The sequence below is a fragment of the Clostridium sp. genome, assembly GCF_047777555.1.
Classification (GTDB): Bacteria; Bacillota; Clostridia; order Clostridiales; family Clostridiaceae; genus Clostridium_H.
On sequence record NZ_JBKEEV010000004.1, the window covers coordinates 190,402 to 213,838 of the forward strand.

Here is a 23,437-nt window from a genome sequence, read left to right on the forward strand (position 1 = left end):
ATTCTATTATAGGATAAAGTTATTAAAAAATTCTTAAGAAATTTTTAATATTTCTGGTGAGTTATTTGTAAAAAACTCTTTGTAAAATAATTCTATAGTCACGTGACTTTAAAAGTGAAATCATTTATAAAAAAGGAGGAATAGAAATGATATAATACTAAAAGAAAGGATGGGGAAGATATGTCAAAATATAACGTTTTGGTAGTAGATGATGAAAACGAAATAAGGGATGCCATAGAAATTTACTTAAAATGTGAAGGCATAAACGTATATAAAGCAAAGGATGGAATAGAAGCTTTAGAATTGATTTCTGAAAAAGATATACACCTTATAATATTAGATATCATGATGCCTAGAATGGATGGTATAAAGGCAACATTTAAGATTAGAGAAAGCAAAAACATTCCTATAATAATGCTTTCTGCTAAGTCTGAAGATAGTGATAAAATACTAGGTCTTAATGTAGGCGCTGATGATTATGTTACAAAGCCCTTTAATCCTCTTGAATTAGTTGCAAGAGTTAAATCTCAGCTTAGAAGATATATGAATTTGGGCAGTGGAAAAGAAAGCTCCGATGAAATTGTAGTAAAGGGTCTTTCTTTAAGCAAAAGTACTAAATCTGTGAAAGTTGATGGTGAAGAAGTTAAGCTTACTCCTATTGAATACAAAATCCTGGAACTTCTAATGGAGAATAAAGGGAGGGTATTCTCTATAGAAGAAATCTATGAAAAAGTTTGGAAAGAGCCTTCTTATAAAGCTGAAAATACCGTAGCTGTGCATATAAGAAGAATACGAGAAAAGATAGAAATAAATCCTAAAGAACCAAAATATTTAAAGGTGGTGTGGGGTATTGGGTATAAAATTGAAAAATAAATATTTAAATAAAGCAGCTTTAATACTTACTGTATATCTATTCGGTTTTTCATTCATATTGGCTATTGACTTTGTTGGACATACAGAATACCTAAAGTCTGACTCTTACTTTGGTAGTTCTTTATTTAAAAATGATTTATCCAGCTTCTTTTATAATCTAAAATCTTTCCACATAGATTATAAAGATTATGAAAAAAAATCCAATTATGATAAGTTAGGCATAGAAACAATTAATGATATAAAAACAAATTATAATTCTCAGTTAAAAGAAGAACAAAATAAAATCAATAATGATTACATTTATTATATTGGTAATGAGAGTAAAATAAAAGATAATACCGTAATTAAGGCCCTAACTGAGGAAAGAGATAAAAAATTAAAAAAACTGGAAGAGGAATTCTCTCTTAAAATAGATGAAGAAATAAAAAGACAAGTAGCTGATAAAGATATGGAGTTTAATGCTCTTAAAAATAGCTTATTTGAAAGAGAAGATATAAAATATTACATTAAAAATATTAGCACTGGAGAAATATACTCTAACATAAAAAATATTACAGATATCAGTGCCTATATAAAAGATAAAGCCTTATACAGCATAGAGTTTCCTAGAAATCTTAATTTCCGCGATCCTTTTTTATCTATAAATAATGAATTTAAATCTTTAAATTTAGAAGGATACTTCATAATTCCCAAAGAATTTAATGGATATAGTCAAATGATTGCTAATTATAATTACTATAATTCTATAAGAGAAAGAGTTATTATAGAAGGAGCATTATTTGTGATCTGCATTGGAGTTGCAATACTTATATCTTTGTACTTAAATAAAAATAATGAATTGTTTATTGAGCCTATTAACACCTTTATTAAGTTTTTAAAAATAATCCCTTTAGATTTGCGAATTTTAATATTTATATTTTTGCTAACTATAACTTTGAGCTACTTATCAAGTATATCCTTCTTTTACTTTCCAATTAATATAGATCATTTTTTTAAACTTACTATTACCTCCATATTAACTTTGTATGTTTTGTTAAGCCTATTAGACTATATAAACCTTATAAAAAATAAAAAAGAAATTAAAATTGAATTTAAAAAAAGTATGCTTAATAAATTCGTAATTCTCCTTAAGGAAAGCTCTGCAAATAAAAGCATTTTATTCAAGGTAATTTCAATATTTATTTTTACATGCTTATTTTGTATGTCTGTAGCTGTTTTTATTTTAGGAATATCCGGGTCATCTACAGAAATTGTATTAATATCCTTAATTTGTATACTTGTGTATATCATAACTATCCCTTATTACGTGTTAAAAAAAGTTTCTGTTTTTAATAATATATTTGAAGGTTCTGAGGAAATTGTGAAGGGAAACTTAAATTATGAAATAAAAACAAAAGGCGCAGGTCACCTATCAAGGCTTGCTAACAATATAAACAATATGAAAGAAGGATATAAAAAATCTCTAGAAGAACAGATAAAAAGCGAGAGATTAAAATCTGAGCTCATAACAAATGTATCTCACGATTTAAAAACCCCTCTTACCTCTATTGTAAATTATGTAGATTTACTAAAAAAAGAGGATTTATCCAAAGAGGAAATTCAAGGTTATGTAGGGATACTAGATAGAAAAACTCAAAGACTTAAAGTTCTTATAGAAGACCTTTTTGAAGCTTCAAAGCTTGCTAGTGGCTCCATAAAACTTAACATAGAAAAAGTAGATGTTGCTGCTCTATTAAGGCAGACTCTTGGAGAATTTGATGAAAAAATTAAAGCATCCTCATTAAAATTTAAAGTAAATATACCGAATCACAAAGTTTATGCTCATTTAGATGGTAAAAAAACCTGGAGAGTCTTCGAAAATCTCATAAGTAACGCTCTAAAATATTCTATGCCTAATACCAGAGTATATATTGATCTTGTGGATTATAATGGTAAAATCACCATGACAATAAAAAATATTTCTTCCTACGAAATGAACTTCAATGTAGAGGAAATCTTTGAAAGATTTAAACGTGGAGATGCATCAAGAAACACAGAAGGCTCTGGTCTAGGACTTGCCATTGCAAAAAGTATATTAGAACTTCAAGGCGGAAAACTCAACATAGAAATTGATGGAGACCTTTTTAAAGCAATCGTTGAGATTTAATAATTTTATATTTTGTTTATAATTAGTTTATGTAAATTAGAGATGTCTCCTCTATAATAAAATTGTGAAGGCCTTCATAAAAATTAAAATTATACCAAAAGGGGTTTTTATAATGAAGTTTAGTAAGAAAACTACTATGATTTTAAGTTTCGCACTGGGAACTGTAATGTTTGCTACCACTGCTATTGCAGAAATAGCATCTAAAGGTGGATATGATTTATTAAAAGATTCTTTAAAATATACAGCAGAAAGCGTATCTACTACACTTTCAAGCTACACTATGGATGCTTCTTTTATAGTAAAGGCAGATGGAACTGTTATTTCATCTGATACTTCTACTAATAAATTTGATGCTTCTCGTCAAGCTTTGGAAACTACTTCAAAAAGTATCTATGGAAAAAATAAGAATGATTATTACTCTTACTCAGATAAAAATGTTCGTATAACTAAAAATGCTAATGCACCAATTTATTATGTAACTGAATTTACGTCGCCTCAAGAAGTACGCTCCTTCACAAATCCGTTTAAAGAAGAAGGTGCTGATGATATTGAGAGAATAGCAGATATTCTTGTAGGAAATCTAAAAGAAGCTGTTGTAGTAAAAGAAAACTCTGATGGCAGCAAAGAACTATCTGGTTCTTTAGATGAATCACAAATACCTGCTTTAATAAATGCTGTAGTATCCCTTCAAACAAAAAATACATTTAAATATAATAAAGATATGGATACTACTATACCTAAAGTTAAAAAAGATGTCTTTATAAAAGATGTTACAGGAAAAATGCTTATAGACAAGAATGGATTAATGCAAAGCATAACTGGCAAAGGTACAATTTGTGGTAAAGATGATAATGGTAAAGATCACACCTTAACCTTTGAGCTATCTGTAAAATTATACAATATTAATTCAACTAAAGTTACTAAACCTGACCTTTCTGGTAAGAAGGTAGAAAAAGACATCGAAATTGACCGCAGCAAATTAACCAATCCTAAAAAATATATAGGAAAATACAAGACTGATATTTTAATAGAAAAAGGAGATAAATTTGAAAAAATAGGTGAAAGAATTGTAGAAATCACTTCAATAAATGAAACCAGCGTTTCTGGAAAATATTACGAACAGTCTGTGCCAGGTTATGAAGATTATTTCTTAAATAAAAAGAGCTTTACTTTTAGTGGAACATTCGAAAAAGATCATCCTAGTGCATCTTATACAGCTACTGATGCTGATGGAAATACTGTGAAAGGTAATATATATATTGATCAATGGTCTGGAAAAATAAACTTCAATATAGACGGATCTAGAAATGAAAAAGTTTTATTTGACACCCAATTTAGTAGAGTGTTTGAATAATAAGAACTTTAGTAAGTAAAATTCTTAAATTAGGCGGCAGAACCTTCTTTCTAACTTAGGTTCTGCCTCTAACATAATGTTTTTGGGGGTATTAGAATGGAAAAAGTTATTGAGATTAAAAATCTCACTAAGATATATAAAAACGGAAGAGGTATAACAAATATAAGTTTAGATATACATAGAGGAGAAATTTTTGGATTTTTAGGTCCTAATGGAGCTGGAAAAACTACGGCTATGAAAATTATGACTGGGCTCATAAAGCCTGATAGCGGTGATGTTAAAATCTTAGGCAACAGCATTTTAACAAACTTTGAAAAAGCTATGGAAAAAGTCGGCTGTATTATAGAAACTGCTGAGTCCTATCCCTATTTGACAGCCTTTGAAAACCTAAAACAATTTTCAAGATATTATAAAAATGTTGATACTAAAAGAATAGATGAAGTCTTAGAGCTTGTAGGTCTCTTAAAATACAAAAATGAGAAGCCTAAAAAGTTTTCTCTTGGTATGAAACAAAGACTTGGAATTGCAGCAGCCATATTATCAAAACCAAAAGTAATTATATTGGACGAGCCTCTAAATGGACTTGATGTTGAGGGTATGATTCAAATAAGAAACATTATAAAGAACCTTGCAGAAATAGAAAAGACCACCTTTTTTATATCAAGCCATCTTATTCATGATGTAGAACTTACCTGTACAAAAGTAGGTATATTATATAATGGTAAAATGTTAAATGTAGATACTACTGAAAATATTTTAAAAAATTATGTTTCCCTTGAAAATTATTTTATTAGTGAGGTAGAGAGAAATGGCAGGATTTAAAGCAGCTTTAATTAATGAATTAGAAAAATTATACAAAAAGAAAAAGGTTATGGTGGCAGCTTTAATGTCACTTATTTTCGTTATTCTAGGACAATTATCTGTCGTGATTCTACGCAGTGGTTTTGGAGTACGTGGAGCTTCTAGCAATGAATTTCCTCTTCTTGTACTTTCTGTAGTCGTTAATTCTATACTTCCATTATTTACTACTCTTATAGCCATTGATAGTTTCTCTGGAGAGTTTTCTCAAAATACTATAAAGATTACAATTACAAGACCAGTTACAAGATTGAAATTTTTTACTGCAAAAGTTATTGCTATAATGATTTTTGTATTAGTAAATCTTCTATTTGTAATGATTATTTCAACTATAACTGGAGTAGTATTTAATTCAAATTCTTTTACATTACATAGTATTATTAGAATATTGATTTCTTATTTAGTAACCTTAATTCCTATGACAGTGCTTGCCCTAGTTATTGTACTTCTCACAAATATATTAAGAAATGGAATAAGCATATTTTTTGCATCTATTATAATTTTTATTGTTTTTAAAGCTCTTGGAATCATATTTTCTAGTTACTCTAGTTTATTTTTCACAAACATGTTAGATTGGTACAGGCTATGGATTATGAGCAATGTATCCTTCCTAAAAATTTTCCGCCAGTCTTTATTAATGCTTAGCTATATTATTCTACTATTTACAGGAGCATATTATTTATTTGATAAAAAAGACTTTTAATATAAGGTGAAATTATGAGTATAAAAAAAAGATTGATTATTTATAACAGCATAGCTATTATAACTCCATTTATTCTAACTGCAATTGCATCTTTTATCTTTATAACTTTACATCATGAAATTTTTATCTCAAATACTGAATACACTACTTTAACAAATTTGAAAGATTTAAAATACGAACTTACATGTATAGCAATTATATTTTTTGTATCCTTTATTCTAACTAATCTTATTACATCCTATCTATTTTCAAAAAGGATACTAGAACCCATATCTCAATTAAAAAATGCTGTATCTGAAATCAGTCTTGGTAATTTAAACCTTGAAATTACAGAAGATGGTGATGATGAAATTAGAGAACTTTGTGCAGATTTTGAGAAAATGCGAGTCCAGCTAAAGGATTCCGTACGCATAAGAAGAAAGTATGATGATAATAGAAAGATGCTGGTTTCTAGTATATCCCATGATTTAAAAACTCCTATAACCTCTATAAAAGGATACGTGGAAGGAATTTTAGACGGAGTTGCTAATACAGAGGAAAAAATAGACGCTTATTTAAAAACTATTTATTCAAAAGCTCAACTTATGGATACTATGATTGATGATTTACTTTTATACTCTCGATTAGATTTAAATCAGGTTCCGTTTAACTTTGAAAAAACTAATATTGTTGATTTCTTTCAGTATTGTGTTGATGAAAGCATCTTTGAACTTCAAAAGAGTAATATAGAAATTTCTCTCCAAAATGACTTAAAAGAAGCAAAACATGTTATGCTTGATAAAGAAAAGATGCAAAGAGTTATACTCAATATAATAGATAATTCTCGCAAATATATGGATAAAGAAAAAGGACAAATAGTCATAATGCTGAGAGAAACTACCTCCAGCATTATTATTGAAATAAAAGATAATGGTTCTGGTATTGATAAAAACCATTTAAATAGAATATTTGATAGATTCTATAGAGCTGATGCAGCTCGTACTGAAATAAAAGGCAGCGGACTTGGGCTTGCTATTTCAAAACAAATTGTAGAAGGTCATAAAGGTAAAATCTGGGCTATAAGTCATGAAAACTTGGGTACTAGCATAATAATATCGCTGGCTAAGCTATCATAAAGGTGGGAGGATATTATGAAAAAAATTTTAATTATTGAAGATGATCTAAGCATTGCTGAGCTTCAAAAGGATTATTTAGAACTTTCAGGCTTTGAAGTTACTATATGTACAGATGGTTTGCAAGGTTTAACTGCTATAAAAGAAAATGAGTTCAATTTAATAATTCTTGATATTATGCTTCCAAAACTAGATGGATTTAGTATATTGCGAAGCATACATGAAGATAAAGATATACCCATATTAATGGTTTCTGCTAAAAAAGAAGAAATAGATAAAATTAAAGGTTTAACTCTTGGAGCTGATGACTATATTACTAAACCATTTAGTCCCGGGGAACTAGTTGCTAGAGTAAAATCCCATATTGAAAACTACGAAAGGATAAAGAATAAATTTGGTTCAAAGCCTAAAAATAATATATTAACCATACGTGGCCTTAAAATAAATAAAGATTCAAGACAAGTATTTATAAATTCTAAAGAAGTATTTCTATCACAAAAGGAGTTTGATTTGCTTCTATATTTAGCAGAAAACCCAAACAGAGTATTCAGCAGGGAAGAATTATTCGAAAAAATCTGGGGCCTAGATGCAATTGGAGATACCGCTACTGTTACAGTTCATATTGGGAGAATAAGAGAAAAAATTGAATCTTCCCCTTCTAATCCTCAATATATAGAAACAGTTTGGGGAGCAGGATATAGGTTTAGAGTATGATCAAAAATCAAAGCTTAAATTTTAGGAAATCCTAAAATTGTTAAACTTTCTCTAGCATAAAATATATTTTTGTTCTAAAATATTAATAATTAGATAAATAAGGAGGGCTAATCAATGTTTTCAGAAAAAGTAATAAATAATCTTAACAAATCATCTTGGATAAGATTAATGTTTGAAGAAGGCACAAGGCTTACAGAGAAATATGGGGCAGATAAGGTTTATGATTATAGTTTAGGAAATCCTTATGGAGAACCTCCAACAGATGTTATAAATTCCTTAAAAAATCATATATTGAATGAACAAAAAGGACTACATAAATATATGAACAATGCAGGTTATCCTGAAGTTAGAGAAAAAATAGCTAAACATTTAGAAAAAGAAAGCGGCGTTGAACTTTCTAAAGATAATATAGTGATGACAGTTGGAGCTGCTGGAGGACTAAATGTAGTTTTAAAGGCACTTCTTAATCCTGAAGAAGAGGTTATTGTTTTTGCACCATACTTTGTTGAGTATAATTTTTATGCTGACAATCACGGTGGAAAAACGGTAGTTGTACCTCCTAACACTTCAACCTTTGAACCTGACTTGGAGGCTTTTGAAAAAAGCATCACCTCAAAAACAAAGGCTATAATAATTAACAACCCTAACAACCCAAGTGGGGTTGTTTACAGCGAAGATACTCTTAAAAAGATAAATAATATATTATTAGAAAAAGAAAAGGAATTTAAAACAACTATATTTGTTATCTCTGACGAACCTTATAATAAGATAGTATATGATAATATTAAGCTTCCAAAGATGCTTTCTATATTCAAAAATGCTATTATAGTAAATTCCTTTAGTAAATCTTTAGCTCTTGCTGGAGAGAGAATTGGTTATATTGCCACAAGCAGCAATATACAGAATGTTGATATCCTTGTAAATGCATTAACCTTCTGCAACCGTACTCTTGGCTTTGTAAATGCACCTGGACTATTTCAAAAGGTTGTTGCCGATGCTCTAGAAGCTGAGGTTGATGTAAGTGGTTATCAGAAACGAAGAGACTTTCTATATGAGAATCTAACCAGATTAGGATTTGAGTGCATAAAGCCTCAAGGTGCTTTTTATCTATTCCCTAAAGCACTATTAAATGATGATGTAGAGTTTATAAAGAGAGCATTAAAATATAATCTTCTTCTTGTCCCAGGCAGCGGATTTGGATGTCCTGGTTATTTCAGAATGTCCTACTGTGTAGATTTTGATATGATTGAAAGGTCAATACCAGCCTTTGAGCAATTGGCTAAAGAATTTACGCAGCACTAAATTAAGAAATAAATTGTAACAATATTTAATATTGAACCTTCCGTATTAGATTTGCATTTAGGAAAGCTTCTAACGCTTGTTCATTGCTTTCTACAATGCAAATCTAATACTCCAGTTCAATATAAAAAGATTATTAATATTTTTTAAAAAGGTTGTTTTAGCATAAGAAAACTAAAAACATCATACACATCATATATTAGGACTGCCTTTTTAAATGATGAACATTTTTCGTAAAAAGTTTATTTGTCACCAACTAGAACTTCACTAAGATCTTCTGGCGCAGATTCCAGTCCTAAAAGCATAGCCTCTAGCTTATTAAAATCATAATTTCTCTGCTCATAATTATTAAAGCTGTCCTTTTTATTCTCCCAATTGTTATATGTATTTTTAAAATTGTTTTTATTACTATTAATACTATTTCTATAGCTAGATTTATTATAGTGTTTTTTAATTAAAGAATTTAATTTTTCATGGATATTAATTTTCCCATTTGAATTATCTTCATCTTTATGATTATTATTTAATTCATATATATTAAATATTTTGCAACGTAAAATATTTCTACGTAGAAGCACCGTAGGTGCAGTGGAGAAGTTGAGGCGCCTATAGGCGCCTCAACTTCTCCACTGCACTTTGCTCTTCTAATAAAATTTTAATTATAGCTCATCTGCTAATTTGCCTAATAATTTAGCAGTAGAATTGAGCTGTTCAATGGACACAGCCATTTGCTGTAAAGCTTCTGACTGTTGGTGTGATATCTCTTCAACATTAACTACTTTATCATTAATTCTTTTTATTGATGATGAGATACTTTTTATAATATCCTCTATTTTCACCATAGATTCGCTAGATGACTTAGATAGCTTTCTAATCTCTTGTGCAACAATATTAAATCCATTTCCATAATCCCCAGCTCTAGCAGCTTCAATAGATGCATTTAAGCCTAAAAGATTTGTTTGAGAAGATACTCCTTTTATAAAGCTTACTATATTATCTGTATCGTGAGCTATATCGTTAGCCAAATTTGTTTCGTTTAGTATTTCACCATTTTTATCAGCTAATTTTTGAACTGCAGATGAAATCTGATTGGCCACTGTTTCCATGCTTGTTAACGCTGTTATTAATCCCTGTGTAATATTGGTCACAGCATTCTTTTTAGAAAGACTTTTCCCAATGGCTAAGGATCCTATTACAGTATTTCCTTCTTTTATTGGAATCATATATGATTTGAAAGCTACTCCAATGAAATCTTCAGGAATAACTTTTACTTCAATTTCCCCCACTTCCATAGCTTGTCTTACAAATTTCCCAACTTCAGCTCCTTCTTGTATTTTAGCATCTATCTCCTTACTTCCTTGATAATATAATACCTTTTCCCTATCAGTAAGCATTATTTCTATGTCATTATCAAAAAATGTATCAATATAAGGTATACAATTATAGACTTCTTCTAACACATCACTTGAAAAATATTTGTTTTGCATATTCTAGCTCCTTTTTATGTTGTCTAATTTATATATTATATTATATAAGAATATTGAATAAATATAAACATTAAGTATCTTAAATAACGAATGAAGAACGAATATAAATTTCATTTAGCAGTACATTGATTAAATATTTAAACATCACGCATGGGATTTGCATTGTAGAAAGCGTTGAACAAGCAATTAGAAGCTCTTTTATTTCTGGGTTTAAAACACCGTAAGAACCTTCTATTGTCTGAACGTCAGTGAGTTTAGAAGGTTTAGGGGTTTTAAAGCCAGAAATATTAGAGCTTCTTTGCATAGTGAAGCTTTCATAAATGCAAATCCCATGCGTGATGTTCTTATATTATGTACTTTATCTCCTTATTATCAAATATAGAGCTTATCTCCTTTGTAAAAAATTCTTTCATATCTTGTAATTGTTCTTTAGTGTATACGAATTTCCCATATCCAAACTGCCCATACTTATAGGTTCTATCTTCATCTGTCATAGGAAGAGTTGTTTCTGGGAATACTTGTTGTATTATGTTTTTAGCCCTTGTGGTGTATCTATAAGATATTACTTCAAAGGTCACTGGGTAGTTTAAGTTCTTTGGCAATCTACTATTTAATTCTAACAACAGATTTTTATATTCTTCTTTCCAATTATCATATAAAAATACTGGAGCTATAATAAACCCAGTTGGATAACCAGCTTTTGCTACCTTCACACTAGCCTCTATTCTCATATCCATGGATGCTGTTCTATTTTCATAATCATTTATGACTTTAGCTGTATTTAGAGTAAATCTTATCTCTGTATTGCCATTATGCTGTGCATTAAGGAGAGTATCCACATCACTATATTTTGTAACAAATCTAAACCTTCCTCTTTCTGTTTTACCAAAAAACTCTATAGTCTTTCTTAATGAATGAGTATAAGGCTCTACAGGAACTGGATCTGAGGTGGCAGAGCCTTCAAAAATAGTGATATCTGGAAGCCTTTCTTTCATATATTTTTCAGCTCTATTAAGTATATCATCTATATTCACGTTAACCTTTAAATAAGGTCTATCCCCTAAATTTGTATTTAAGTAGCAGTATTCACACTGTCCTACACATCCAGATATTAAAGGCAGCTGATAATGTGCTGATGGTTTGCAGGATTGGAACTTAAATCCTTTCTTTATTCCAACAACTAAAGTTCTTTTTCCTTCCCTATAAAATTCATATAAATTATCTCCTGGAATGTTCTGTTTTATTTTATTTGAAGATAGTTCTATTATCTCTATTTTGGGATTATCTTTAAATTCTTCATATATATTTTTGCCTATTTCATAATCTAAAGAGCCTTTTTCAAATAGTATCCTTCTTGGAATAAACATAGCTGTATTTCCTTTCCTATATAGTTCACTATTTTTATTATGTTTTATAAAATTATAACTATACTTAGTATATCCAATCTTTAATTTATAACTAAAATTGATACTATTTTATCAACTTCTTCATAAATATATTTTTCATAATAGGTAAAACTATATGCATAATCATATTCATGGAAAGGAGTTTTTAATATGCAACTTACTAATAAAGAACAAACTTTAATTGAGGATAATTTAAATTCAGAATACTTATGCATAAGAAAATATGAACAATATGCAGCCATGGCTTCTGATCAAAGCCTAAAGCAAGTATTCACAGATCTTGCAAACAAAGAAGTTCAACATGTAAATACTCTTAAAGGAATATTATCCCAAGGCGGTGTAAATTGTCAAAACATATTTGAAACTTATACTAAGCCTCAAGGTGATTTATCAAATATGCAGAATAACCTTGGAATAACAGATGCACAGCTTTTAAATGATGCTCTAAGTACAGAAAAACACGTTTCAAGTTCTTACAATAATGCTGTTTTAGAATCAGTAGATCCTAATATAAGAAAACAACTTCAGCATATACAACAGGAAGAACAAAATCATGCTGAAACTTTATTCAAAGAAATGCAATCTAGAGGATGGTATAAGGTAAAATGAACTTATAAGAACCTCAAAGGTATCTTATTATTGGTACCTGTAAATTGAAAATTTAAAACATTAAATATTAAAAAATGGAGATACCTTCGTATCTCCATTATATTTTATAAAATTATTAGCTATTTTATAATCCAAAATACCGCTGCCCTGATTTTGACACCTATCTCTCGATAGGTGGGTGTCCTCACAGATACTTTATCCATCTTGCCATTTTTCTTGGTCTTATAGATGAAACCGCATCTAAATCTCGAACTCCCGTATAAACAATGTAGGTTCAAAATAAGAGCTCCACGAATATTCCAGAAATATTTATTATTTATTCTTACTAAGTATTATTACCTTTGAATATTATTATATCAAATAATCTATACTTTTCAACAGAAAATTTCATCCACATTTCTGCCTTCTTTAACCTTTTTAGTGTTTTGAACTTTTAAATACACCATAAACCAACTTATAAGAAGAATTCCTTTTATAATACTTGAAATGCTTATGCTCCACCAAACTCCATTAAGGCCCAAAAGATTTGGTGAAGATAAAATCAAAGCCATTGGTATTCTTGAGCCTGTAAAGATTATACTTACTAAAGAAGGAGGCAGTGTTTTACCCATACCATTAAAAGCTCCTGATGTTGCTATTTCGATGCACATAAATAGCTGAGACACACCAAGTATTCTAAGATAAGCTACACCATATGGCAGAGTTTTCTCTTCTGGTATAAAGAAAGAGAATATAGGTGCTGCTCCAAAGATTAAAAGGAAAGTAGCAAATATACCTATTATACTTACAGTTAGGATGCCTATTTTATATCCTTTAACAATTCTGTCCCATTTCTTTGCACCATAGTTTTGACCCACAAAAGCACTTATGGCTGTTTGAAAACCTTCTGCGGTCATCCAGGATATAGATTCAATTTGTGAACCTACCTTTTGTACTGCAATAGGTACTTCTCCCCAATCTGCAATTATTCTAGCAATGACCATAGCAAATATAGTAAATAGTCCATTTTGAAGAGCTACAGGAAGGCCATATTTAAATATGCTCTTCATATTTTCTATGTCTAAGTTTTTAAAAGAAAAACTTCTAAGCAATCTGAATTTTTTTGCAGACATTATAAATAATGTAGTTACTACTACCTGTGCAAATACTGTAGCTATTGCAGCTCCTTTAACACCTAAAGCTGGAATAGGCCCAACACCAAATATAAGTACTGGATCAAGTATCATATTTGCAATAAGCCCTACTACATTAAATCTAAAAGGTGTCTTACTGTCCCCTGTTCCATTGTAAATTCCAGTAAATACAGGATTTATAAAATAAAAGTTTATTCCTGCTGCTACTATAACCAAATAGCTAATTGCCATATCTATGACATTTTTATTTGTAAGATTAAAAAGTCCCACAAGCTGTTTTCTAAATATAATTAAAAAGGCTCCATAAATTAATCCTAATCCTATGTTAAGAATAATGGTATTATTAGCATATTTCTTTGCTGATTCCGTATCACCTTTACCTATAGACTGGGAAATTCCTATTTCTGCACCAATTCTTGATATCAAAATAAAAGCCATGGCAAACCAAGTAAAAAAACCTGCTGTCCCTACCCCTGCAACAGCACTACTTCCTAGTCTTCCTATATATATCATGTCCGTCATATTGTAAGCCATTTGAATAAAAGATGTCCCCATTATAGGAAGCGCCAGTTTTATAAGAACAGGCAATATCTTACCTTCTGTTAAATTATTCTTCATCTAAGCCATACCTACCTATCTATATTAATAATTTTTATCTTCAACTTTTAAGTCCTATTTATTATATATCAATATTTTAAACTATGCTATAGATTTTATTTTTATGAAATCGGTTTTATTAATGCAATTTTTAGTATATATGAAGAATAACTTTTATTACTTACCTTATCTATTCCTTGACTTTAATTAGAAAATACTGTATAAATAAATCAATATATGCCATAACAAATATTGCTAGATTTATGTATTTTTAAAAAAGGAGTAATTAAAATGAGATTTAAAAATAAAGTCTTATCCTTTATATTAGCATCACTGATTACAATCTCTATTACAGGCTGCGCACAGAAAGTCGGCAAAAGCTCATCTAAGGATAAAAAAACTTCTTCAGTAACATTGACAATATCAGCAGCAGCTAGTTTAACGGAAACTATGGAAGAGTTAAAAACTTTATATGTAAAGGATTACCCTAATGTGAATATTGTATATAACTTTGGTTCTTCTGGCTCACTGCAGCACCAAATAGAACAAGGGGCAGAAGTAGATATATTTCTATCTGCTGCTCAAAAACAAATGGATAACTTAGAAAAGAAAGGACTTATATTAGAAGACAGTAGAATAAACCTTCTAGAAAATAGCGTTGTGCTTATAACTCCTAAGGATGTTACTAATGTTACAAGCTTTAAGGATATAACAGGAGATAATATAGAAAAGTTAGCTTTAGGTGAACCTGAAAGCGTGCCAGCAGGGGAATATGCAGAAGAAGTTTTTAAAAATTTAGGAATCCTTGACAAGATTAAGTCTAAATCTGTATATGCTAAGGATGTAAAAGAAGTTCTAGCTTGGGTAGAAACTGGAAATGCTGATGCTGGAGTAGTTTACGAGACTGATGCTAAATCATCTAATAAAATAACAATAGCATCAAAGGCTCCTTCTGATTCCCATGAGCCAATTTTATATCCTGCTGCTATTATTAAATCTTCTAAAAACCTTTCTGCTGCAAAAGATTTTATGAACTTTTTACGTAGTGATGAAGCTAAAAAAGTCTATGAAAAATATGGTTTTACATTTGTAGAAAAATAATATACTGTGAGGTTCATATCATAACAAAAGACACTTATTAATAGGAGTGAGGCAACTTGAACTCTGATTTATCGCCTTTAATTATTTCAATTAAAACTTCCTTGGCTTCCACCATTATTACCTTCTTTCTTGGAATTTTTGCTGCATGGTTTATGACCTGTAAAAAAAGAAGATATGAAGGGTTATTGGATGCTATATTTACTCTTCCTATGGTTCTTCCCCCTACTGTTTTAGGCTTTTTTCTTCTTTTAATATTCGGTAAAAACGGGCCAATAGGGCAATTGCTTTATAAGTTTAATATAAAAATAATATTCTCTTGGTCTGCTACGGTTATTGCAGCAGCGGTTGTATCTTTCCCTTTGATGTATAAAACCACTAAAGGAGCTTTTGAACAAATTGATGCTAATATATTAAATGCTGCCAGAACTTTAGGAGTATCCGAATGGAGAATTTTTTGGACAATCACTCTTCAACTTGCATGGCCTGGTGTAGCTTCTGGCACAATATTATCCTTTGCTAGAGCTCTTGGAGAATTCGGTGCTACACTTATGATTGCTGGAAGTATTCCCGGAAAAACTCAAACCATTCCACTTGCTATATTTTTTGCAGTGGAATCTGGAGATATTAATAAGGCTCTATCTTGGGTAATATCCATAACAATTATTTCCTTTACGGTGATAATTCTTACAAATATTTGGACTAATTATCAAAAGAAACTTATATCATCAGGAGGAAGAAAATAAAATGAAACTTTTTTTAGACATAAAAAAGAATTTTCCAGATTTCTCTCTAGACATTAAATTAGAAACAGAAGATCCCATTTGGGGTCTCCTTGGTCCATCAGGTTCTGGAAAAAGCATGACTTTAAAATGTATTGCAGGTGTTATAAAGCCTGACTATGGGAAAATCATATTAAATAGCAGAGTTCTCTTTGATTCTGAAAAAGGAATAAATATGCCTATAAAGAAAAGAAAGGTAGGATTTCTTTTTCAAAACTATGCCTTATTTCCTCATATGACTGTTGAGGAAAATATCTCCTACGCTCTTAAATCATTAAAAAACAAGGAAAGAAAAGAAATAGTAGAAAAGCAGCTAGAAATGATGCATTTAAAAGGGCTAGAGAAAAGGTATCCATCTCAACTTTCTGGTGGACAGCAGCAAAGAGTTGCTCTTGCCCGAGCCCTTGCAGTAAATCCTGAAATTTTACTTCTAGATGAACCATTTTCTGCACTGGATGATCATTTAAAAAAACAAATGATTGCTCAAATGTCAGATACATTGAAAAACTATTCTGGTATCACCTTATTTGTAACTCACAATATGAAAGAAGCTTTTCAGTTATGCAATAATCTTATCATAATAGACAATGGTAAAAGAATAGAATGTGGAAATAAAAATCGCATATTCAAGTCTCCTTCTACTGTAACTACTGCTCATCTTACAGGTTGTAATAATATTGTTCCAATAAGAGTTATTAACTCAAATTTAGTTGATGTTCCAGAATGGAAATGTAAATTAAAAGTAAATAATATAAATGATCCTAAAGTAAATTATATGGGAATAAGATCTCATGATTTAGAATTATTTAAGGACACAGGAGAAAACGTGTTTTTATGCTGGCCTGCCTATATTGAAGATAATCCTTTTAGTAAAATTATCTACTTAAAATTAAATAATCCTCCTTTAAACAATGTTGATTATAATCTTCAATTAGAATTATCTTTGGAAAAATGGACACGCCTTAAAAACACTTCTTTACCATGGAAAATTAATATAAATCCAGATAAACTGCTTTTATTAAAATAAAAATAATCTGCAAATCAAGCATAAATTCAAAATAACATATTTATAATATACTAATTATGCATATATGAGGAGGATTAATACATGAAAAATGTATTCTTTTCTACTATTTTAAAAATGATTCCAATAATCTTATTAGTGTTACTTGGATTTATTATAAAAAAACTTAAGTTTGTAACAAAAAACTCTATTGAAGATATAAAAAAGTTAGTTCTTAACATTGCCCTACCATGCCTTATTTATACGGCCTTTTATAAATTGAATCTTGAAAAAAAATTTTTAGTAATAATATTAACTATATCTATAATTAATATTTTAATGCTGTTTATAGGAAAACTAATAGGAAAAGCTTTTAATATACAAAACCCTTATTTTCCTCTTTTGTTTAGCACCTTTGAAGCTGGAATGATGGGATATTCCATGTTTACAGCTGTATATGGAGATAATGAGCTAGGCAAGTTCGCTATTATGGATTTAGGACAAACATTTTTTGTATTTTTTATATGGATGCCTCTTCTTATGAGTAAATCTAATAAAAAAAAAATATTAAGGATATACTAAAATCCTTTTTCACTTCTCCAATAGTCATTGCGATTTTTTTAGGTATATTTACAAGCTTAATTTCATCAGAAAGCCTATATGATAGCAAAATATTTTTGTCTTTATTCGATATTGTAAATAAGCTTGCTAGTTTAACCGTACCTTTAATAACTATTATTATAGGCTATGAATTAGAAATAAACTCTTCTTATATAAAGCTTCCTATTATAACTATAGTTTGCAGAATGACCTTATTAATATGCTTTTCACTAGTAATAAACAAATATATTATATCTAACACGTTAAATCTTCCTGAGATTTACAAAAATTCACTCTTCACCATGTTTATACTACCTCCATCCTTTACAGCACCTTTATTTATCAAAGATGATAATGAAGAGAATAGACACTATGTTGTAAATACCCTATCTATTGGCATAGTTCTATCTATTGTAATATTTACATTTAGTACAATATTTTAAAATCTTATATAAAGAGCCATAATATATACTTAAAAGTATTATATTATGGCTTTTCCTTATTCTCTCTGTTGTATAATAGTTGGCGTACTCATATATTTATCTTGGGATACTGTTTCCGTCTTAATCAACTTTCCATTTTCATAAACCTTTTTTATAAGTTTAGATCTATATCCTGTACGTCCCTTTTTTACTATTTCTCCATCCTTCAAATTTGTATCTTGTACATATTTTATAGGTGAATCTATACGTTCTATTATTTTAGAAATAAGTTCTACTTTTTTGTTGCTCTTTGTTCCAAACAAATCAAAGGTAATAGTATTTTCACCAGTTTCTGCATGAATGTATATATAAAAATCCTTATTATTCCTAAATTTAAAGTCCTTTGATCCCCAGCTTACTGCTGCATCCCTGCTTAAAGGCACATAGTTAACAGTCAAACTATGATTATTTCTCTGCACAACTTCCAAATCTGATAAAAGCACCGCGTTATATAAAGTACTAGATACCTGACATATTCCTCCTCCTAATTCTGACTCTATATTTCCATTTATATATACACCAGCTTCATCAAACCCTCTTGCCTTTGTTCTCTCACCTACAACTTTATTAAAAGAAAATACTTCTCCTGGTGCTACTATAGTGCCATCGATTATACTTGCAGCTAAGCGTATGTTTTTGCTTCTAGATTTATTATTAGAGTTAAATCTAGTTGTAAATGAAGCAATATTTTCTTTAATACCCTGCTTTTTTAGTATCTCTTTCGTAATCTTAGGCTTCAAATCCTTATAATGCAGGGTAAACTCCCTTTCATCTCCTAACATATTAGAGCAGATTTCATTATAAAGTTTTTCCTTATCAAATTCATATCCATAGGTTTCTGATATAATTATAATTCTTCCATCTTTATATTTGTATTTTGCATTTTGGGGTTTAGGCAATTTAGACTCATCAAATACACTAAGGGATTTACAAAACTTTTCATAATCTATTCCATGAGTTAAGTCATATTTTCTTCCATACTTTTTTATGTTTATATATTCCTTTAATTTTTCTATTGGATTTAAATCATTATATAATATTAAAGAAATTTTCTTTTTAACTTCTTCTTTATTTGAATAATATCCTAAATCCTTTAATTTAAAATTATGGCTTTGTATATCTCCATTATAAGGAAAACATATATTTATATTTTTATTCTCTATCTCCTCTACCTCTCTATCAATGAGCTCCTCTACCTCTTTTATTGTCTTTCCACTTAAATCAACTTCTTTAAAATAAACATTTTTAGGCAGCTTTTTATCCTTTTTATTTACAGTTTCTGAAAAAGCATAAGAAGGAAAAACACACATGAAACATAATAAAATAGAAAAAATAATTGCTTTCTTTAGCATTAATCTATCCTTCATAAAATCTGCCTCCATTGAAAAATAATCTTCTATAAATATTTTCACGTAAAAGAGCAAATTTTATTACAGAATAATAATGCCATTTATTATTTATCTTCAGTAAAACTGCAGTAGCCTACTTCATCACATCTTCTTTTCATATCATCCCACACTTTTTCATCATTTATTGATTGTAGAGCTGATGGATATAAAATATAGTTTTCCTTAAATATATGATCTCTAAGATTGAATATTATATATTTTGATACTTCATCAAGAGTTTTCTTAAAAGTTTTAAAATCAAGTTTAGGTGCAAACTCCGCTATATTCTTTAATTGCCTTTTTCTTTCTCTTAAATCATCATGTTCCATTCTCATAATTCTTGTAGGGCCAGTGATTTTTCTATCTTCCATTTCTTTAAATAGTACATCTTCTTCTCTTTTATGATGTTTTTCTGCATCTAGAATTTTCTCCGCTACCATAATTAATTTTTTAAATTCTTCCGCATTTGGATCATATTTTTCCATCTTTTGAATTTTAAAATTTAATTTTTCTAATTCTGTTAAAAACCCAAGCAACTTTTCATGTTCTCCTATAAAGGTATGAAGTACATGTCCCTTGCTTATTTGAGTTTTAATCTTATCCAGTTCATCCTTTAAAACCTCCATATGAATATCACATAAATGTCTTAAATCATGAGGATTCATACCTTCTTCTATTAAATTCTGCTCTGCTATTGATAATTCAAGCGGATTTATATTTGAAACAATTTCTAATGCTTCTTTTCTTAGATCCTCTGTCACCTCTTCAGTATTTAGTCTTTTTAAAATCTCAGTTAATTTTTCTATCTTTTTATTTTCTACATTTTTATTTTCCATTTTTATTCCTCCTGCCTAAAACATTTTAAATAAAACGCTGTTTTCTAAATAAATATGAATAAATAAGTCCTTCTCTAAATTATGAAGCTTATCATATACAAGCTTATAGGTTGTGCAAGCACCCTGTGGAGCCTTGAAATCTCTTGTAACTTTCTCCATTTCCTTTAATATATCTCCTGCATCATCATGTTCACTTTCTGTATCTTTAATAAAGTTCTGTATCTGTTCTAAAAGTTCTTCTTTCTTTGTTTCTTCAAATTCAATTATAAGTGGAAATAATTCTTCCTCTTCTTTTACAAAATGCTCTTCTAATTCAATTTTTAAATTTCCAAAGAGCCTGTGTACCTTTAAAAGTTCTTCTTTATGATGTTTAAAATGCACCTTTAAAATTTTAAACATAAGCATATCTATTTCTCTAAGTTCTTTTTTTGTATAATCATGATGAGTTCTTAGTATATGCTTAATTAAATCAGAAGCCTTTTCCTTTCTCCAGTCTTTGTATTCTGTATTTGAATTTATAAACTTATTATACTCATTGTTAAGTTCTTCTATAATTTTATTGCTGTCTAAGCCTTTTTCTTCTAACGCTTCTTTTAAAGTATCATGTCCGCCACAGCAGTAATCTATTTTGTATCTATTAAATATCTCACTTGAATCTGGAAATATTGAAACTATCTCCCCAAGTTTTTGGTTTAAATTTATTATTTTTTCCATTATTAAATCCCTCCTAATAAAAAACAGATTAAAAGTTAGAGTGTTAAAGCAGCATAGTCAAGTTAGTGTTTATGGTATTAAAATAAGTTCTGAAGTAAATATAGCTGCTCTTTTTATCTTGTTTATATCTTCTTCTTTTGGTGAAAATCTTATTCTTAATGGGAAGTGTATATCAGTCATTCCTGTAGATTTAATTATCTCTGATGTATTTAATACCTTCATGTTCGTTGTATTTAAATAGTCATGAATCACTTCGATAGCTTCACCACTCCATCCATAAGATCCAAAAGCTGCTGCTACTTTTCCTTCTAAATTCATATTTTTAAGTTCTTTTAGTATATCTTCAAGTTTTCCAATCATGTCTCCATATCTTGTGGAACTTCCAAAGAGTACAGCATCTGATTCCTTAATTTTTTCTAATACTTCTTCCTTAGAAAACCTTTTTATATTCATAACTTCAACATTTATATCGCTTTCTTCAAAACCTTGTTGAAGTATTTCAGCCATCTTTCTTGTATTTCCTCCCATAGCAGAGTATACAATTACTGCTTTCTTGTCTTTATCTGTATTTTTACTCATTTCATCATATATTTTTATGAATTTCTTAACATCTTCTCTTATAATAAATCCATGGGATGGAGCTATCATGTCTATTTCTAAATCTTTAATTTTTTCTATCATTTCTTGAACATATCTTCTGTGAGGATGCATTATTAGCTTGTAATAAGTTATAAAATCCTCTGTAATATCTTCTTCAGCTAAATCATTAAAATATTTATAATTAGCTACGTGAGTGCTGAATATATCACATGGAAATAAAATTTTATCTTCTTCACAATAGGTTACCATGGTTTCCTCAGTGTGAAGGTAAGGTGTTTCTATAAATCTTAGAGTCTTTCCTCCTATGTCTAATGTATCTCCATCTTTAACTACCATAAATTCTCTATTATGCAGCTTGTACATTTCCTTTAACTCATCTACAGCAGGTTCTGTGCATACGATAACTGCATTTTTTGCCCTTGCAGCTAAAGCTCCAAGTCCACCTGAATGATCTGGCTCTGTGTGATTTATAACTATATATTCAATTTTTTCTAAATCCATTAAAGACTTTAGATTTTCTATAAATTCTCTTCCAAAACTTATATCTACAGTATCAATAACTGTTGGCTTCTCAGTCATTAATAGGTAACTATTGTAAGTAGTTCCTTTAGTTAAGGTTAATCTATGAAAAGGTACATCTCTATCATCAATTTTTCCTACCCAATATATATTTTCATTTAACATAACTTTGTTTTCCATTATTAATTCCTCCTTAAATTCTCTCTTTTGTATGCCTTTATTTTATAGATATCCATATGAAAAAAATATGATTCAAATCAAAGTTTAAAAAAATCATATTAAATTTTTGATGCAAATTTAGCTGAGCCTTGATAAATAAAATATAAAAGACCTTCTACCTCCGTAAGTTACAGAGGCAGAAGGTCTTCTTCCGCGTTTTCATTCTGTGATTAGCTAGTCTACATATTCACTTAGAACATCTTTATTCTTTATTATAATAGTCTTATTTCCTATTAACTCTATAAGCTCTAATTCTTCAAATTTTTTAAGCTTCCTGCTGATAGTTTCTCTCGTTACCCCACAGTAATTCGCCATTTCTTCTCTATTTACAGGAAGACTTATTTTTATTCCTTCTTTGTCTTTAACTCCATACTTTTCACTAAACTCTACTAACATATTTGCAATTCTAACTTCCGCATCGTTAGTGGCAAGACTTTGAGCTAAATTTTCTGTTTCTGCTAGCCGCCTTGTTACTTCCCTAAGTATTTTCAAGGAAATTTCAGGATTGCTCATTATTATTTTATTCATATCGCTTTGGGTTAAAGTACAAATCTTCACATTGGATATAGCATAAGCATCAAAGTTATAAGTTGCGCTTTCACTAAATAGATTTAATTCTCCAAAAAAATCTCCATCGCTTAATATATGCATTATTTGCTCTTTTCCATCTTTAGTTATCTTTGATAGCTTAACTTTTCCCTCATTTATAATAAATAGAGTATCGGATTCTTCCCCTTCATGGCAAAGAGATTCTCCCTTTTTATAACTTTTATGCCCTGTCATATTTACAATTTTTCTTAGTTCTTCTTGTGAAAGAGCTGAAAATATAGGCACTTTGCTTGCACAAAGGTTATGGCGGCATCTACCGCAACTGCACTCTTGCATAAACTTCCTCCTTCATAAAA

23 protein-coding genes and 1 other RNA gene are annotated in these 23,437 nt (G+C 29.5%); 14 read left to right on the plus strand and 10 right to left on the minus strand.

The genetic code is table 11. From position 1 onward, the window contains the following. Positions 1–180 precede the first annotated feature (180 nt). The 8 genes from ACFWTK_RS08900 to ACFWTK_RS08935 all read left to right on the plus strand — a co-directional run bounded on the left by ACFWTK_RS08900 (position 181) and on the right by ACFWTK_RS08935 (position 9,062). Complete coding sequence (locus ACFWTK_RS08900) at positions 181–873, plus strand: response regulator transcription factor (protein WP_061858827.1); 693 nt, start codon at positions 181–183, stop codon at positions 871–873. Further along, the gene (locus ACFWTK_RS08905; RefSeq protein ID WP_415875661.1) at positions 851–3,019 is read left to right on the plus strand and encodes a sensor histidine kinase; all 2,169 of its coding nucleotides are present in this window, start codon (positions 851–853) and stop codon (positions 3,017–3,019) included. The genes ACFWTK_RS08900 and ACFWTK_RS08905 overlap by 23 nt, the downstream gene beginning before the upstream one ends. A gap of 112 nt (positions 3,020–3,131) precedes the next feature. Further along, positions 3,132–4,373: a hypothetical protein gene (locus ACFWTK_RS08910; RefSeq protein WP_415875662.1), complete on the plus strand. Its 1,242-nt coding sequence runs from the start codon at positions 3,132–3,134 to the stop codon at positions 4,371–4,373. 96 nt (positions 4,374–4,469) lie between these two features. Next, entirely contained in the window at positions 4,470–5,195 is a 726-nt protein-coding gene (locus tag ACFWTK_RS08915) for an ABC transporter ATP-binding protein (protein WP_415875663.1), read from the plus strand. Further along, positions 5,182–5,934 carry an ABC transporter permease gene (locus ACFWTK_RS08920; protein WP_415875664.1) on the plus strand — a complete coding sequence of 251 codons (753 nt, stop codon included), beginning with the start codon at positions 5,182–5,184 and terminating at the stop codon, positions 5,932–5,934. Before ACFWTK_RS08915 ends, ACFWTK_RS08920 begins: the two co-directional genes overlap by 14 nt. 14 nt (positions 5,935–5,948) lie before the next feature. Beyond that, positions 5,949–7,049 carry a sensor histidine kinase gene (locus ACFWTK_RS08925; RefSeq protein WP_415875665.1) on the plus strand — a complete coding sequence of 367 codons (1,101 nt, stop codon included), beginning with the start codon at positions 5,949–5,951 and terminating at the stop codon, positions 7,047–7,049. Between the two features lie 15 nt (positions 7,050–7,064). Continuing rightward, a complete protein-coding gene (locus ACFWTK_RS08930; protein WP_273092393.1) occupies positions 7,065–7,760 on the plus strand; it encodes a response regulator transcription factor in 696 nt (231 codons plus the stop codon). Between the two features lie 114 nt (positions 7,761–7,874). Further along, the gene (locus tag ACFWTK_RS08935) at positions 7,875–9,062 is read left to right on the plus strand and encodes a pyridoxal phosphate-dependent aminotransferase (protein ID WP_415875666.1); all 1,188 of its coding nucleotides are present in this window, start codon (positions 7,875–7,877) and stop codon (positions 9,060–9,062) included. 239 nt (positions 9,063–9,301) lie between these two features. Here ACFWTK_RS08935 and ACFWTK_RS08940 read toward each other — a convergent pair whose 3' ends face one another. From ACFWTK_RS08940 to splB, 3 genes are all read right to left on the minus strand, one after another. Then, a complete protein-coding gene (locus ACFWTK_RS08940; protein WP_415875667.1) occupies positions 9,302–9,637 on the minus strand; it encodes a hypothetical protein in 336 nt (111 codons plus the stop codon). Between the two features lie 81 nt (positions 9,638–9,718). After that, complete coding sequence (locus ACFWTK_RS08945; protein WP_415875668.1) at positions 9,719–10,546, minus strand: methyl-accepting chemotaxis protein; 828 nt, start codon at positions 10,544–10,546, stop codon at positions 9,719–9,721. 344 nt (positions 10,547–10,890) lie between these two features. Beyond that, a complete protein-coding gene (gene splB / locus ACFWTK_RS08950) occupies positions 10,891–11,913 on the minus strand; it encodes a spore photoproduct lyase (protein ID WP_415875669.1) in 1,023 nt (340 codons plus the stop codon). 189 nt (positions 11,914–12,102) lie between these two features. Between splB and ACFWTK_RS08955 the strand changes: the two genes are divergently transcribed. Further along, positions 12,103–12,561, plus strand: a complete 459-nt coding sequence (locus tag ACFWTK_RS08955; protein ID WP_415875670.1) for a spore coat protein — start codon at positions 12,103–12,105, stop codon at positions 12,559–12,561. A 124-nt stretch (positions 12,562–12,685) separates the two neighbouring features. Here ACFWTK_RS08955 and ssrS read toward each other — a convergent pair. After that, a non-coding RNA gene (ssrS, locus tag ACFWTK_RS08960) (6S RNA) lies at positions 12,686–12,870 on the minus strand. A 65-nt stretch (positions 12,871–12,935) separates the two neighbouring features. Then, positions 12,936–14,312, minus strand: coding sequence for an MATE family efflux transporter (locus ACFWTK_RS08965; RefSeq protein ID WP_415875671.1), 1,377 nt, complete (start codon positions 14,310–14,312; stop codon positions 12,936–12,938). Between the two features lie 270 nt (positions 14,313–14,582). Here ACFWTK_RS08965 and modA point away from each other — a divergent pair, with 270 nt between their 5' ends. The 5 genes from modA to ACFWTK_RS08990 all read left to right on the plus strand — a co-directional run bounded on the left by modA (position 14,583) and on the right by ACFWTK_RS08990 (position 18,217). Next, the gene (gene modA, locus ACFWTK_RS08970; RefSeq protein WP_415875672.1) at positions 14,583–15,392 is read left to right on the plus strand and encodes a molybdate ABC transporter substrate-binding protein; all 810 of its coding nucleotides are present in this window, start codon (positions 14,583–14,585) and stop codon (positions 15,390–15,392) included. Between the two features lie 56 nt (positions 15,393–15,448). Next, the gene (gene modB, locus ACFWTK_RS08975) at positions 15,449–16,135 is read left to right on the plus strand and encodes a molybdate ABC transporter permease subunit (RefSeq protein WP_415875673.1); all 687 of its coding nucleotides are present in this window, start codon (positions 15,449–15,451) and stop codon (positions 16,133–16,135) included. A gap of 1 nt (position 16,136) precedes the next feature. Beyond that, positions 16,137–17,198 carry a sulfate/molybdate ABC transporter ATP-binding protein gene (locus tag ACFWTK_RS08980; RefSeq protein ID WP_415875674.1) on the plus strand — a complete coding sequence of 354 codons (1,062 nt, stop codon included), beginning with the start codon at positions 16,137–16,139 and terminating at the stop codon, positions 17,196–17,198. A gap of 81 nt (positions 17,199–17,279) precedes the next feature. Next, positions 17,280–17,756, plus strand: a complete 477-nt coding sequence (locus ACFWTK_RS08985; protein WP_415875675.1) for an AEC family transporter — start codon at positions 17,280–17,282, stop codon at positions 17,754–17,756. Between the two features lie 95 nt (positions 17,757–17,851). Further along, the gene (locus ACFWTK_RS08990) at positions 17,852–18,217 is read left to right on the plus strand and encodes a hypothetical protein (protein ID WP_415875676.1); all 366 of its coding nucleotides are present in this window, start codon (positions 17,852–17,854) and stop codon (positions 18,215–18,217) included. A 56-nt stretch (positions 18,218–18,273) separates the two neighbouring features. Here the strand turns inward: ACFWTK_RS08990 and ACFWTK_RS08995 are convergent, their stop codons facing one another. The 5 genes from ACFWTK_RS08995 to ACFWTK_RS09015 all read right to left on the minus strand — a co-directional run bounded on the left by ACFWTK_RS08995 (position 18,274) and on the right by ACFWTK_RS09015 (position 23,417). Beyond that, a complete protein-coding gene (locus ACFWTK_RS08995; protein ID WP_415875677.1) occupies positions 18,274–19,623 on the minus strand; it encodes a VanW family protein in 1,350 nt (449 codons plus the stop codon). 86 nt (positions 19,624–19,709) lie between these two features. Next, positions 19,710–20,480: a DUF438 domain-containing protein gene (locus ACFWTK_RS09000; RefSeq protein ID WP_415875678.1), complete on the minus strand. Its 771-nt coding sequence runs from the start codon at positions 20,478–20,480 to the stop codon at positions 19,710–19,712. 15 nt (positions 20,481–20,495) lie between these two features. Continuing rightward, positions 20,496–21,194: an iron-sulfur cluster repair di-iron protein gene (gene ric, locus ACFWTK_RS09005; protein WP_415875679.1), complete on the minus strand. Its 699-nt coding sequence runs from the start codon at positions 21,192–21,194 to the stop codon at positions 20,496–20,498. Between the two features lie 69 nt (positions 21,195–21,263). Further along, the gene (locus ACFWTK_RS09010; protein ID WP_415875680.1) at positions 21,264–22,493 is read right to left on the minus strand and encodes an FprA family A-type flavoprotein; all 1,230 of its coding nucleotides are present in this window, start codon (positions 22,491–22,493) and stop codon (positions 21,264–21,266) included. A gap of 213 nt (positions 22,494–22,706) precedes the next feature. Continuing rightward, positions 22,707–23,417 carry a Crp/Fnr family transcriptional regulator gene (locus tag ACFWTK_RS09015; RefSeq protein WP_415875681.1) on the minus strand — a complete coding sequence of 237 codons (711 nt, stop codon included), beginning with the start codon at positions 23,415–23,417 and terminating at the stop codon, positions 22,707–22,709. Positions 23,418–23,437 lie beyond the last annotated feature (20 nt).